Raw genomic sequence first — 13,761 nt, 5'->3', positions numbered from 1 at the left:
TTAACCTTGTTTTTACATTTATTTTTTGATTTGACCAAAATAAAAAACAGGGCGCATTAAGCGCCCCGTAATATAGCCCAGACAATACCTTTAGCCTACTCAGCGCAGGCTGATTGTCACTATTTTGACCAATGTGCTGCTTTCGCGCGCTGCAGTTTTTCGTAAGCTTTCAGCAGAGACTGATGCGCCGGGAAAGCCTGCAGATCGCTATCAACAGTTTGAAGCCCGTAGAACGGCGCTTCGCCACTTAATGCTGCACTTGCGGCTTCAACCGCCTCGGCACCGTACATGCGAACAAACGCGTTCAGATATTGTAGCGGCTGACGATCTTCTTCCTGAGATAGCAACAGCAGCGTTTGCAGACAGCGGTAGTAGTTGGCACGTTCAGCGCTAAAGACAGAGGCGTTGAATTCCATCGTCCATTCTGTCCAGACCAGCGCCTGCTCCAGGTCGCCGCCGGCCAGCGCCAGCATCACTTTAAGCTCGCCAATGCGAAGGGTGTACCAACCGTTATCCGCACCGGTTGCCAGACCGAGCAGCTCGCGTACGCGGGTGAAGTCGTCAAAGCCTTCCTCATCCAGTTGTTCGATCAGATTGAGATAGTCTTCTTTATCCCATTCACTGCCCGGGAGCGAGAGAATAGTGTCACGCAGATGGGCGCCCATGGCGTTGTTGGCTAACCACAGATCTTCAGCCGGATAGATGTCAGACATTCCCGGAACAATAATGCGGCACGCATAAACGCTCAGGTGCTCGTAGTCGGCGATATACACTTCTTTATCTTCAGCATTGAAGATGGCCATCAGGGTGGCGAACTCTTCTTCCGTGGTGCCGGAGAAATTCCAGTCAACGAACGGATAGTCAGCATCCTGCTTGAACAGATCCCAGGAGATCAGGCCGCTGGAATCGATGAAGTGGGTTTCAAGGTTAGTGTGTTCAGCCACTTCTTCGTCGTCAAAGGTTGGTGGGGTGAAGACATCAAGATCTTTCAGACCACGGCCCTGCAGCAGTTCAGTGACAGTACGCTCCAGCGCAACGCCGAAATCCGGGTGCGCACCGAAGGAGGCAAAGCAGGTACCATTGGCCGGGTTGAACAGGACAACGCAAATCACCGGATACTTGCCGCCCAGCGAGCCATCGTAGGCGAAAATTGGGAAACCTTCCGCTTCCAGTTTGGCGATGGACTCCACCACTGCCGGGTAGCGCGCCATGACTTCGGCCGGGATTTCCGGCAGGCTGATGCTTTCCGCAATAATACGGTTCTTCACATGGCGCTCAAAGACTTCAGACAGGCCCTGAACGCGCGCTTCGTTTCGGGTGTTACCCGCAGACATGCCGTTAGAAACGTACAGGTTGCCAATAATGTTCATCGGAATATAGACGGTCTGGTTATCCGACTGACGGGTAAACGGTAGGCCGCAGACCCCACGTTCTTCATTACCGGATTGCAGATCGATAAGCATGCTGCCAGTCAGTTCGTTGTCTGGATCGTAAAACGCACGCAGACGAGCATCCAGCAGACCTTCTGGTACGTCGTCTTCTTCAGTCAACGGGAACCATTTTTCGTTCGGATAATGCACGAATGGGCCGTTGGCGATGGTTTCACCCAGCCAGAAATCCGCAAAGAAATAGTTAGTCGACAGACGCTCAAAATATTCGCCCAGCGCGGAAGCCAGCGCCGCTTTTTTCGTCGCGCCTTTACCGTTGGTGAAGCACAGCGCGCATTCTTTGTCGCGAATATGTACAGACCAGACGTTAGGGACGGGATTCAACCACGAGGCTTCTTCAATTTGAAAACCAAGGTCGAGCAATTTTTGCTGGAAGCGAGCGATGGAGTCTTCCAGAGCGGCATCTTTGCCGGGGATAAATGTTTGCGTCATGAAAATCACTTTTGTCGTACGGAAAGCGCGCAATGATACGGGTTTTAAATGAATGGCGCTATCGTCGCCGGAGTTCAGACGTAAATAAAAGTATTAGCTATGCTTTCCTACAGCCAACCACGTTTAGAGCATAATAATGAAAGCTTTTGATTTACACCGAATGGTACTGGATAAGGTGCCCATGGATTTTCTGGGAGAAGTTGCTCTGCGCAGCCTCTATACCTTTATATTGGTTTTTCTGTTTTTAAAAATCACCGGACGTCGCGGCGTACGCCAGATGTCGCTTTTTGAAGTGCTGATCATCCTTACGCTGGGGTCCGCGGCGGGAGACGTGGCATTTTATGATGATGTCCCGATGCTGCCGGTGCTGGTGGTCTTTATTACGCTTGCTGTGCTGTATCGGCTGGCTATGTGGCTGATGGCGCATAGCGAGAAAATGGAGGATTTGCTGGAGGGCAAGCCCGTTGTGATCATTGAGGACGGCGAACTGGCATGGTCGAAGCTCAATAGCGCCAATATGACGGAATTCGAATTCTTTATGGAATTGCGTTTGAACGGCGTGGAGCAATTGGGACAGGTGAGACTGGCCATCCTGGAGACAAATGGGCAAATCAGCGTCTATTTCTTTGCCGATGAAGACGTAAAGCCGGGGCTCAGTATTTTGCCTAAACGCTGTACACAGCGATTTAAAGTGATACCTGAAGCTGGGGACTATGCCTGTATACGGTGTAGTGAAGTGGTGCAAATGAACGCCGGAGATCATCAATTATGTCCACGCTGTGCAAATCCAGAATGGTCGAAGGCCAGTCGGGCAAAACGGGTCACCTGACAGCGAAAATCTCGGTTTTTACCCGTCAATCCGATAGATTCTGTTGTGTGACCAATGACACATTTTTACCCTGGCCAGTTTTACCCATTGCGGCGCGTGTCACTGAATGATAAAACCGATATCCACAGGAATAACTTATACCAATGTCTGTCACCGGATTATCGCCAATGACAGGATGTTGATTGGACAACAACACAACGTGGTGAGGGGAAATGGCTCAGGTCTTCAATTTTAGTTCAGGTCCGGCAATGTTACCGGCAGAAGTACTTAAACTGGCTCAACAGGATCTTCGCGACTGGAACGGTCTTGGCACGTCGGTGATGGAAATTAGCCACCGTGGCAAAGAATTCATCCAGGTCGCAGAGGAAGCGGAGCAGGATTTTCGCGATCTTCTCAGCATCCCCTCCAACTATAAAGTGTTGTTCTGCCATGGCGGTGGGCGCGGGCAGTTTGCGGGTATCCCGTTAAATATTCTGGGTGACAAAACCACGGCGGATTACGTTGATGCCGGTTATTGGGCCGCCAGCGCAATTAAAGAAGCGAAAAAATACTGTACGCCAAACGTTATCGACGCCAAAGTCACCGTTGACGGACTGCGTGCTGTTAAGCCAATGAGCGAATGGCAGCTTTCTGACAACGCGGCGTATTTGCACTATTGCCCGAATGAAACCATTGATGGCATTGCGATCGATGAAACGCCGAATTTTGCCAGCAATGTGGTGGTTACGGCGGATCTGTCCTCTACCATTCTTTCCGCACCGCTTGACGTGAGCCGTTATGGCGTAATTTATGCCGGGGCGCAGAAAAACATCGGCCCGGCCGGGCTGACCATTGTCATCGTACGTGAAGATTTGCTGGGTAAGGCTCATGTGTCATGCCCGTCAATCCTCGACTATACCGTGCTGAATGACAACGACTCCATGTTCAACACGCCGCCAACCTTTGCCTGGTATCTGTCTGGCCTGGTCTTTAAATGGCTGAAAGAGCAGGGCGGTGTTAACGCGATGGATAAAATTAACCAGCAAAAAGCGGAACTGCTGTACGGCGTAATCGATAACAGCGATTTCTACCGTAACGACGTGGCAAAATCGAACCGTTCACGCATGAACGTACCGTTCCAGCTTGCTGACAGCGCACTGGATAAACTCTTCCTGGAAGAGTCTTTCGCTGCGGGTCTGCACGCGTTGAAAGGGCACCGTGTGGTCGGCGGTATGCGCGCGTCCATCTACAATGCAATGCCGCTAGAAGGTGTAAAAGCGCTGACCGATTTCATGGTCGATTTCGAGCGCCGCCGCGGTTAATCTGCTGTATTTTCATCCCCACAGCCAGTCTGTGGGGTTTTTATGTCTGTTTTTGAGAGTCGAGTTTCATGGAATCCCTGACGTTACAACCCATTGCGCGGGTGGATGGCACCATCAATCTGCCTGGATCCAAAAGTGTTTCTAACCGCGCTTTGCTGCTGGCTGCATTAGCAAATGGCACCACTGTCCTGACCAACCTGCTGGACAGCGATGATGTCCGCCATATGCTTAATGCTCTGAATGCGTTAGGAATTAGCTATACCCTTTCTGCCGACCGTACGCGTTGCGAGATTATCGGCAATGGCGGCGCGCTGCATGCCGAAGGCGCAGTAGAACTGTTCCTTGGCAATGCCGGAACCGCAATGCGCCCACTGGCCGCTGCGCTGTGTCTGGGCAGTAATGACATCGTGTTGACAGGCGAGCCGCGCATGAAAGAGCGCCCGATTGGCCATCTGGTTGATGCGTTACGCCAGGGCGGAGCCAACATTGAATACCTGGAGCAGGAAAACTATCCGCCTTTACGTCTGCGCGGTGGCTTTACCGGGGGACAGGTTGAGGTAGACGGCAGCGTATCCAGCCAGTTCCTGACTGCGCTGCTGATGACTGCGCCACTGGCGCCGCAGGATACGACGATCGCCATTAAAGGCGAGCTGGTATCCAAACCTTACATTGATATCACACTGAACCTGATGAAAACGTTTGGTGTTGAAATTGAGAATCAGAACTACCAGCGCTTTGTTGTGCAGGGTCAGCAGCAGTATCAGTCACCGGGTGCATATCTGGTTGAAGGCGATGCTTCTTCCGCTTCCTATTTTCTCGCAGCGGGAGCCATTAAAGGCGGTACGGTAAAAGTCACCGGGATTGGCCGCAACAGTATGCAGGGTGATATCCGCTTCGCTGATGTGCTGGAAAAAATGGGCGCGGCCATTACCTGGGGCGATGACTTTATTGCCTGTACTCACGGTGAGCTGAACGCGGTAGACATGGATATGAACCATATTCCCGATGCGGCGATGACCATAGCCACGGCAGCGCTGTTCGCTAAAGGCACCACGACTTTACGTAACATCTATAACTGGCGCGTCAAAGAGACCGACCGCCTGTTCGCGATGGCGACCGAGTTGCGTAAAGTGGGCGCGATCGTTGAAGAGGGCGAAGACTATATTCGCGTTACACCACCGGCGACGTTACAGTTTGCGGAGATCGCGACCTACAACGATCACCGCATGGCGATGTGTTTCTCGCTGGTGGCGTTGTCTGACACGCCGGTGACCATTCTGGACCCTAAATGTACCGCCAAAACCTTCCCGGATTATTTCGAACAGTTGGCGCGTATTAGTACACCTGCCTGATCCTCACATCTGACGATCGCGCTCCGCATATTCGTGAGCGCATCGCTGCAGATAAAAAGTAAATCAGTGTCATCTTCCGGGCTGGTTTCTCGCCAGCCCGCTATAATTGCGCAATTCTTCCTCACATCGTTACAGACTAATCGGGTTTTTACACTCTGTGTTAACGATTATTAGCGTTGGCGCGTATAATGCGCGGCGTTCACGTTAACGTATGCCCGTTTAAGGAGAAAAAGATGACGGCAATTGCCCCGGTTATTACCATTGATGGCCCAAGTGGTGCAGGAAAAGGCACCTTGTGCAAGGCAATGGCGGAAGCATTGCAATGGCATCTGTTAGATTCAGGCGCGATCTACCGCGTACTGGCGCTCGCAGCGTTGCATCACCATGTTGATGTCACATCTGAAGATGCTCTGGTACCGCTTGCCTCACACCTGGATGTGCGTTTTATCTCAACGGACGGCAACCTGGAAGTCATTCTGGAAGGTGAAGATGTCAGCGGCGAAATCCGCACCCAGGAAGTAGCGAATGCCGCATCTCAGGTCGCTGCGTTTCCTCGCGTACGCGAAGCGCTGTTACGCCGCCAACGCGCGTTTCGTGAAGCGCCCGGCCTGATTGCCGACGGACGAGACATGGGGACCGTGGTGTTCCCGGATGCACCAGTGAAAATTTTCCTGGACGCCTCCTCGCAAGAACGTGCGCATAGACGTATGCTACAGTTGCAGGAAAAGGGCTTTAGTGTTAACTTTGAACGCCTTTTGGCCGAGATCGAAGAACGCGATTTCCGCGATCGTAACCGTGCTGTAGCGCCGCTGGTTCCCGCTGCTGATGCTTTAGTTTTGGATTCAACCCGATTAAGCATTGAGCAAGTGATTGAAAAAGCGTTACAATACGCGCGCCAAAAACTGGCACTCGCTTAAGTGCGACCGAATTTGCAGTACCCCCGTTGCAATGGATTGACAGCGGGTATGTTAAACAACCCCATCCGGCATGGAGCCAGGTGGACGTTAAATATGAAACCTGAAGATTAAACATGACTGAATCTTTTGCTCAACTGTTTGAAGAATCCTTAAAAGAAATCGAAACCCGTCCGGGTTCCATCGTTCGTGGTGTTGTTGTTGCTATCGACAAAGACGTAGTACTGGTTGACGCTGGTCTGAAATCTGAGTCCGCCATTCCGGCAGAGCAGTTCAAAAACGCCCAGGGCGAGTTGGAAATCCAGGTTGGTGACGAAGTTGACGTTGCTCTGGATGCAGTAGAAGACGGCTTCGGTGAAACCCTGCTGTCCCGTGAAAAAGCTAAACGTCACGAAGCTTGGATCACGCTGGAAAAAGCTTACGAAGAAGCTGCAACCGTTACTGGTGTTATCAATGGCAAAGTCAAGGGTGGCTTCACTGTTGAGCTGAATGGTATTCGCGCGTTCCTGCCGGGTTCCCTGGTAGACGTTCGTCCGGTCCGCGACACGCTGCACCTGGAAGGCAAAGAGCTTGAATTCAAAGTAATCAAGCTGGATCAGAAGCGTAACAACGTTGTTGTTTCCCGTCGTGCCGTTATCGAATCCGAAAACAGCGCAGAACGCGATCAGCTGCTGGAAAACCTGCAGGAAGGCATGGAAGTTAAAGGTATCGTTAAGAACCTCACTGACTACGGTGCATTCGTTGATCTGGGTGGCGTTGACGGCCTGCTGCACATCACCGACATGGCATGGAAACGCGTTAAGCATCCGAGCGAAATCGTAAACGTTGGCGACGAAATCACTGTTAAAGTGCTGAAGTTCGACCGCGAGCGTACTCGTGTATCTCTGGGCCTGAAACAGCTGGGCGAAGATCCATGGGTAGCTATCGCTAAGCGTTATCCGGAAGGTACCAAACTGACTGGTCGCGTGACCAACCTGACCGACTACGGCTGCTTCGTTGAAATCGAAGAAGGCGTTGAAGGCCTGGTTCACGTTTCCGAAATGGATTGGACCAACAAAAACATCCACCCGTCCAAAGTTGTTAACGTTGGCGATGTAGTGGAAGTTATGGTTCTGGATATCGACGAAGAACGTCGTCGTATCTCCCTGGGTCTGAAGCAGTGCAAAAACAACCCATGGCAGCAGTTCGCGGAAACCCACAACAAGGGCGACCGTGTTGAAGGTAAAATCAAGTCTATCACTGACTTCGGTATCTTCATCGGCCTGGACGGCGGCATCGACGGCCTGGTTCACCTGTCTGACATCTCCTGGAACGTTGCAGGCGAAGAAGCAGTTCGTGAATACAAAAAAGGCGACGAAATCGCAGCTGTTGTTCTGCAGGTTGACGCAGAGCGTGAGCGTATCTCTCTGGGCGTTAAACAGCTCGCAGAAGATCCGTTCAACAACTGGGTTGCACTGAACAAGAAAGGCGCAATCGTAAACGGTAAAGTCACTGCAGTTGATGCTAAAGGCGCAACCGTAGAACTGGCTGACGGCGTTGAAGGTTACCTGCGCGCTTCTGAAGCTTCCCGCGACCGCGTTGAAGATGCAACTCTGGTTCTGAGCGTAGGCGACGACGTTGAAGCTAAATTCACCGGCGTTGATCGTAAGAACCGCGCAATCAGCCTGTCTGTTCGTGCTAAAGACGAAGCTGATGAGAAAGATGCAATCGCAACTGTTAACAAACAGGAAGATGCTAACTTCTCTAACAACGCAATGGCTGAAGCTTTCAAAGCAGCTAAAGGCGAGTAATATCGAGTGCTCCCAAATCCTTTGTGCTGTTAACAGCACAAAGGGTGACGAGTAGCTTGACAGATTACAGGATTCGTCCTGTAATCAATGACAAAGGGCGGCTAAGGCCGCCCTTAATCAATGCAGCAGCTAATTATGCCTTTAAGGAACCGGAGGAATCATGACCAAGTCAGAATTGATTGAAAGACTTGCAACCCAGCAACCTCATATTCCCGCGAAAGCGGTTGAAGATGCAGTTAAAGAGATGCTGGAACATATGGCCTCGACTCTTGCGCAGGGCGAGCGTATTGAAATCCGCGGTTTCGGCAGTTTCTCTTTGCATTACCGCGCACCGCGCACCGGACGTAATCCGAAGACCGGCGATAAAGTGGACCTGGAAGGAAAATACGTTCCGCACTTTAAACCAGGTAAAGAACTGCGCGATCGCGCCAATATTTACGGTTAAGTTTTTAGCGAGACTTAACGCCGAGAAAAGCACCCGCATGGGTGCTTTTTTCATTTCTGCCAACCCATCCTGGAGTCTCCATCCCAGTTAATTTGCACGTTACAAGCGCCGCTAAATGTTAGCGGAATGCATACCGTATAACGCTAAATTGGCACCAGACAACCGTCGAACATTACTGCACACTTCCTGCTACAGGGAGGTGACTGATGAAAATAACAACGGTTAGTACGAGTGCATTATTCGGCATTCTCCCGCTTATGCTATTACCTGCGTTACCTGACATGCTGTGCATCGGCGTTATATTTGGTCTGGCAATTCTGCTCTGCCTTATTTCTCACAGCCCTGTACGTTTCGCCGGATTAACCCTGCTATTTTTTCTTTGGGGAGTTCTGGCTGCGAAAGATGCGCTGTGGGCCGGTAATACGCTGCCTGCAAAAAGCCAGCAGGCCATCGTGCGGATAACCGGAACCGATAATATGACAACGCACTACGGCCAGATCACGCATCTGCAGGGGAAGCGGGTATTTCCTGACATCGGAATTACTCTGTATGGGCAGTACCTACCCGGCAACGTTTGTGCGGGCCAGACATGGGCGATGACGTTGAAGGTTCGTGCTATACACGGTCAATTGAACGAGGGCGGGTTTGATAGCCAGCGTTACGCATTGGCGCAGCACCAGCTGCTGACGGGAAGATTTTTGCAGGCTTCGGTTATCACACAACAATGCAATTTACGTTCGCGGTATCTCTCCTCGTTGAAAAGCGCGCTCGCTGACTATCCCTGGCAGCAGGTTATACTGGGCCTGGGAATGGGGGAGCGCTTGTCCGTGTCACAAGCGGTGAAAACCATTATGCGTGATACCGGTACGGCCCATTTGATGGCTATCTCCGGGCTGCATATTGCATTTGCCGCACTTCTGGCTGCAGGATTAATTCGCGCGGGGCAATTTTTTATGCCAACCAGATGGATTTGCTGGCAGGTTCCGTTAGTTGGCGGGATCGTCTGCGCAACATTCTATGCCTGGTTAACGGGGCTACAGCCCCCGGCATTACGTACGGTTGTTGCGCTACTGGTCTGGGGAGGGCTAAAACTCAGCGGTAGGCAGTGGAGTGGATGGGCGGTGTGGATCTGCTGTCTGGCAGCCATTCTGGTGGTGGATCCTGTCGCCGTTCTTTCACAAAGTCTGTGGTTGTCTGCTTTTGCCGTTGCGGCGCTGCTGTTCTGGTATCAATGGGTTCCGATGCCGGATTGGCCGCTGTCTCGCGTTGGACGCCAATTTCTGGCGCTTGCTCATTTGCAATTGGGAATTACGCTCCTGCTTCTGCCTGTGCAAATCGCGATGTTTCACGGTTTTAGCCTGACCTCATTTCTGGCGAATTTGTTTGCTGTACCGCTGGTTACGTTTATTTCCGTACCATTGATATTAGCAGGCATGATCGTGCATTTAACCGGGCTGGCGATGGTTGAGTCGAACCTATGGTATTTAGCGGATCGCTCCCTCGCGCTATTATTTTGGGGGCTCAGGAGCCTGCCTGAAGGGTGGATCAATATTGATGCACGTTGGCAATGGCTTGCATTTGTACCCGGACTCCTGCTCATCGCATATCGGCTGAACGCGTGGCGAACTATACCGGTAGTTTGCGTCACTGTGCTCCTTTTACTGAGCGCCCCGTTCTGGCGAACGCCACGTACTGATGTCTGGCAAGTGCATATGCTGGACGTCGGGCAGGGGCTGGCGATGGTCATTGCGCGCAATGGGAAAGCGATTCTTTACGATACCGGTCTGGCATGGCCTGAAGGCGATAGCGCGCAACAGCTGATTATTCCCTGGCTACATTGGCACAACCTGGAGCCAGAAGGCGTTATTTTAAGCCATGAGCATATTGATCACCGGGGCGGGTTGCGTTCGCTGCAGCAAGCCTGGCCGTCGCTATGGATAAGAAGCTCATTAGGTTGGGAAGGGCATCTCCCGTGTTTACGCGGGGAGCGCTGGCAATGGCAAGGGTTAACCTTTAGTGCGCATTGGCCCGTGCGTAGAAATAAAAATCTGGGGAATAACCACTCCTGCGTGGTTAAGGTCGATGACGGGCATCAGAGTATTCTGCTGACCGGAGATATAGAGTCTCCCGCTGAACAAAAAATGCTCAGTCACTACTGGCAGCATCTGCAGTCTACGGTGATACAGGTTCCACATCATGGTAGCAATACCTCATCATCGCAGGCGCTGATTCAGCGGGTCGGCGGGCAGGCCGCGCTAGCCTCCGCATCCCGTTACAATGCCTGGCGTCTCCCGTCCAGGAAAGTGAAGCAACGTTATCGGCAACAAAATTATCAATGGCTGGATACACCACACCAGGGGCAGATTACGCTGGATTTTTATCAAAAAAACTGGCGAATAAACAGCTTGCGGGATCAGATTTTACCTCGTTGGTATCATCAGTGGTTTGGCGTGTCGGAGGATAACGGGTAGAATATGCGGCTATTCTAACAAATGCTGGTTTTTTGAATGCATAACGATAAAGATCTCTCTACGTGGCAGACGTTTCGCCGACTATGGCCAACCATAGCGCCTTTTAAATCGGGTCTGATCGTGGCGGGTATAGCGTTAATCCTGAACGCGGCCAGCGATACCTTCATGCTATCGCTCCTTAAGCCATTACTGGATGATGGTTTTGGTAAAACGGATCGCTCGGTGCTGCAGTGGATGCCGCTGGTGGTCATTGGACTAATGGTTCTTCGCGGATTCACCAGCTATGTCTCCAGCTACTGCATCTCATGGGTATCAGGCAAAGTGGTCATGACCATGCGTCGCCGCCTGTTTGGCCATATGATGGGCATGCCGGTCTCCTATTTTGATAAGCAGTCTACAGGTACGCTGTTGTCACGTATTACCTATGATTCAGAGCAGGTCGCGTCATCGTCCTCCGGCGCGCTGATCACGGTGGTACGTGAAGGGGCTTCAATTATTGGCCTGTTTATCATGATGTTCTATTACAGCTGGCAGCTGTCATTGATTCTGATTGTACTGGCGCCAATTGTGTCAGTGGCGATTCGTATAGTTTCCAAGCGTTTTCGTAGCATCAGTAAAAATATGCAAAACACCATGGGGCAGGTTACGACCAGTGCGGAGCAGATGCTAAAAGGCCACAAAGAAGTTCTGATTTTTGGTGGTCAGGAAGTCGAAACTAAGCGCTTTGATAAAGTCAGCAATAAGATGCGTTTGCAGGGCATGAAGATGGTTTCCGCCTCTTCTATCTCCGATCCTATCATCCAGCTGATTGCGTCTCTGGCTCTGGCCTTCGTGTTGTATGCAGCCAGCTTCCCAAGCGTAATGGAAAACCTGACTGCAGGGACAATTACGGTTGTCTTCTCGTCAATGATCGCGCTGATGCGTCCGTTGAAATCGCTGACCAACGTCAACGCACAGTTCCAGCGCGGTATGGCGGCCTGCCAGACCTTATTTACGATTCTGGATAGCGAGCAGGAAAAAGATGAAGGTACGCGCGAAATCGAACGCGCTACCGGCAATCTCGAGTTCCGCAACGTGACATTCACCTATCCGGGACGTGAAGTACCTGCGCTGCGCAACATCAACATGAATATTCCAGCGGGGAAAACCGTTGCCCTGGTTGGCCGTTCGGGTTCAGGGAAATCCACCATCGCCAGCTTGATCACGCGCTTCTATGATATTGATGAAGGGCAGATTCTGATGGACGGACACGATCTACGTGAATATACCCTGGCATCCCTGCGCGATCAGGTCGCGTTGGTTTCGCAGAATGTGCACCTGTTTAACGATACGGTTGCCAACAACATCGCCTACGCGCGTACCGATTTGTACAGCCGTGAGCAGATCGAAAAAGCGGCGAAAATGGCTTACGCCATGGATTTCATCAATAAGATGGACAATGGCCTGGATACGGTGATTGGCGAAAACGGCGTCCTGCTATCTGGTGGTCAGCGCCAGCGTATCGCTATTGCCCGCGCCTTGTTGCGTGACAGTCCGATTCTGATCCTTGATGAAGCAACGTCGGCACTCGATACCGAGTCTGAACGCGCGATTCAGGCTGCTCTGGATGAGCTTCAGAAAAACCGTACCTCCCTGGTGATTGCTCACCGCCTTTCTACCATTGAACAGGCGGATGAAATCATCGTGGTGGAAGACGGTATTATTGTTGAGCGTGGAACCCATAGCGAGCTGATTGAGCAGCGTGGGGTGTATGCACAATTACATAAAATGCAATTCGGTCAATGATCGCTCGAATCTGGTCTGGTGAGTCGCCGCTGTGGCGACTGTTACTCCCGCTCTCCTGGCTGTATGGCCTGGTGAGCGGGGGGATCCGCTTATGTTACAAGCTTGGGATTAAACGCGCGTGGCGTGCACCAGTCCCGGTTGTGGTGGTCGGAAACCTGACCGCAGGTGGCAATGGCAAAACACCAGTGGTCATTTGGCTGGTTGAACAACTGCGTCAACGTGGGATTCGCGTGGGCGTAGTGTCGCGTGGTTATGGCGGGAAAGCGGCTGCTTACCCGCTGTTACTGACCGCAGATACCACTACGGCAGAAGCGGGTGATGAACCTGTACTGATCGCCCAACGTACCGGTGTGCCCGTAGCGGTATCCCCGGTAAGATCGGATGCGGTCAAAGCCATTTTAGCCCAACACGATGTGCAGATGATTGTGACGGACGATGGGCTACAGCACTACCGTCTGGCGCGAGATGTTGAAATCGTGGTTATTGACGGAGAACGTCGGTTTGGCAATGGCTGGTGGCTTCCCGCGGGTCCCATGCGGGAACGCGCAGGCCGGCTTAAATCGGTGGATGCGACTATCGTTAACGGTGGCGTTGCGCAGCCAGGGGAAATCCCTATGCGACTTGTACCGGGGCTGGCCGTTAATTTACGTACGGGTGAACGCCGCGATGTGTCGCTGCTGTCCAATATTGTCGCCATGGCGGGCATTGGCCATCCACCGCGTTTTTTTGCCACGCTGGAAGCATGCGGTGCCAGCGTGCAAAAAAGTATTGCGCTGGCAGACCATCAGTCTCTGACCTACAGTGACGTCAGTGCGTTTGCAGACGCCGGGCAAACGCTGGTGATGACGGAAAAAGATGCGGTTAAGTGCCGTGCATTTGCCGATGAAAACTGGTGGTATTTACCTGTTGACGCTCATTTGTCAGGCGATCGGCCTGATATGTTGCTGGATAGCTTAATCTCGCTGACTCGCTAACTGATTCACGCTGCGGCAGC

General features: G+C 52.0%; 10 protein-coding genes. 9 read left to right on the top strand and 1 reads right to left on the bottom strand.

The features are described 5' to 3' along the window. Nucleotides 1–119: 119 nt before the first annotated feature. The gene (gene ycaO, locus OGW44_RS16200; protein WP_047414124.1) at nucleotides 120–1,880 is read right to left on the bottom strand and encodes a 30S ribosomal protein S12 methylthiotransferase accessory factor YcaO; all 1,761 of its coding nucleotides are present in this window, start codon (nucleotides 1,878–1,880) and stop codon (nucleotides 120–122) included. A 136-nt stretch (nucleotides 1,881–2,016) separates the two neighbouring features. Between ycaO and OGW44_RS16195 the strand changes: the two genes are divergently transcribed. The 9 genes from OGW44_RS16195 (at nucleotide 2,017) to lpxK (ending at nucleotide 13,741) form a co-directional block, all read left to right on the top strand. After that, nucleotides 2,017–2,709 (top strand): DUF421 domain-containing protein, encoded by a 693-nt coding sequence (locus OGW44_RS16195; protein ID WP_185654322.1) that lies wholly within the window; start codon nucleotides 2,017–2,019, stop codon nucleotides 2,707–2,709. 212 nt (nucleotides 2,710–2,921) lie between these two features. Continuing rightward, a complete protein-coding gene (serC, locus tag OGW44_RS16190) occupies nucleotides 2,922–4,010 on the top strand; it encodes a 3-phosphoserine/phosphohydroxythreonine transaminase (protein ID WP_016152445.1) in 1,089 nt (362 codons plus the stop codon). Between the two features lie 68 nt (nucleotides 4,011–4,078). Beyond that, nucleotides 4,079–5,362, top strand: a complete 1,284-nt coding sequence (gene aroA / locus OGW44_RS16185) for a 3-phosphoshikimate 1-carboxyvinyltransferase (RefSeq protein WP_046275667.1) — start codon at nucleotides 4,079–4,081, stop codon at nucleotides 5,360–5,362. Nucleotides 5,363–5,595: 233 nt separating this feature from the next. Then, complete coding sequence (cmk, locus tag OGW44_RS16180; protein ID WP_016152447.1) at nucleotides 5,596–6,279, top strand: (d)CMP kinase; 684 nt, start codon at nucleotides 5,596–5,598, stop codon at nucleotides 6,277–6,279. Between the two features lie 113 nt (nucleotides 6,280–6,392). Next, the gene (rpsA, locus tag OGW44_RS16175) at nucleotides 6,393–8,066 is read left to right on the top strand and encodes a 30S ribosomal protein S1 (protein ID WP_003035776.1); all 1,674 of its coding nucleotides are present in this window, start codon (nucleotides 6,393–6,395) and stop codon (nucleotides 8,064–8,066) included. Between the two features lie 160 nt (nucleotides 8,067–8,226). Then, nucleotides 8,227–8,511, top strand: coding sequence for an integration host factor subunit beta (gene ihfB, locus OGW44_RS16170; protein WP_003035780.1), 285 nt, complete (start codon nucleotides 8,227–8,229; stop codon nucleotides 8,509–8,511). A gap of 206 nt (nucleotides 8,512–8,717) precedes the next feature. Further along, nucleotides 8,718–10,982, top strand: a complete 2,265-nt coding sequence (locus OGW44_RS16165) for a ComEC family protein (protein WP_185654323.1) — start codon at nucleotides 8,718–8,720, stop codon at nucleotides 10,980–10,982. A gap of 36 nt (nucleotides 10,983–11,018) precedes the next feature. Continuing rightward, complete coding sequence (gene msbA, locus OGW44_RS16160) at nucleotides 11,019–12,767, top strand: lipid A ABC transporter ATP-binding protein/permease MsbA (protein WP_049042995.1); 1,749 nt, start codon at nucleotides 11,019–11,021, stop codon at nucleotides 12,765–12,767. After that, entirely contained in the window at nucleotides 12,764–13,741 is a 978-nt protein-coding gene (gene lpxK / locus OGW44_RS16155) for a tetraacyldisaccharide 4'-kinase (RefSeq protein WP_185654324.1), read from the top strand. The genes msbA and lpxK overlap by 4 nt, the downstream gene beginning before the upstream one ends. Nucleotides 13,742–13,761: the final 20 nt, after the last annotated feature.

The sequence above is a fragment of the Citrobacter sp. Cb023 genome (genome assembly GCF_030336805.1).
GTDB lineage: Bacteria > Pseudomonadota > Gammaproteobacteria > Enterobacterales > Enterobacteriaceae > Citrobacter > Citrobacter braakii.
The sequence above is the reverse complement of the archived record's forward strand: the minus strand, read 5'-3'. Positions and strand labels throughout refer to the sequence as shown.

What these genes read in the sequence shown, in the direction of transcription:
- serC (WP_016152445.1), top strand. Translation starts at nt 2,922, where the DNA reads ATGGCTCAGGTCTTCAATTTTAGTTCAGGTCCGGCAATGTTACCGGCA.
- cmk (WP_016152447.1), top strand. Translation starts at nt 5,596, where the DNA reads ATGACGGCAATTGCCCCGGTTATTACCATTGATGGCCCAAGTGGTGCA.
- aroA (WP_046275667.1), top strand. Translation starts at nt 4,079, where the DNA reads ATGGAATCCCTGACGTTACAACCCATTGCGCGGGTGGATGGCACCATC.
- msbA (WP_049042995.1), top strand. Translation starts at nt 11,019, where the DNA reads ATGCATAACGATAAAGATCTCTCTACGTGGCAGACGTTTCGCCGACTA.
- ycaO (WP_047414124.1), bottom strand. Translation starts at nt 1,880, where the DNA reads ATGACGCAAACATTTATCCCCGGCAAAGATGCCGCTCTGGAAGACTCC.
- ihfB (WP_003035780.1), top strand. Translation starts at nt 8,227, where the DNA reads ATGACCAAGTCAGAATTGATTGAAAGACTTGCAACCCAGCAACCTCAT.
- OGW44_RS16195 (WP_185654322.1), top strand. Translation starts at nt 2,017, where the DNA reads ATGAAAGCTTTTGATTTACACCGAATGGTACTGGATAAGGTGCCCATG.
- OGW44_RS16165 (WP_185654323.1), top strand. Translation starts at nt 8,718, where the DNA reads ATGAAAATAACAACGGTTAGTACGAGTGCATTATTCGGCATTCTCCCG.
- lpxK (WP_185654324.1), top strand. Translation starts at nt 12,764, where the DNA reads ATGATCGCTCGAATCTGGTCTGGTGAGTCGCCGCTGTGGCGACTGTTA.
- rpsA (WP_003035776.1), top strand. Translation starts at nt 6,393, where the DNA reads ATGACTGAATCTTTTGCTCAACTGTTTGAAGAATCCTTAAAAGAAATC.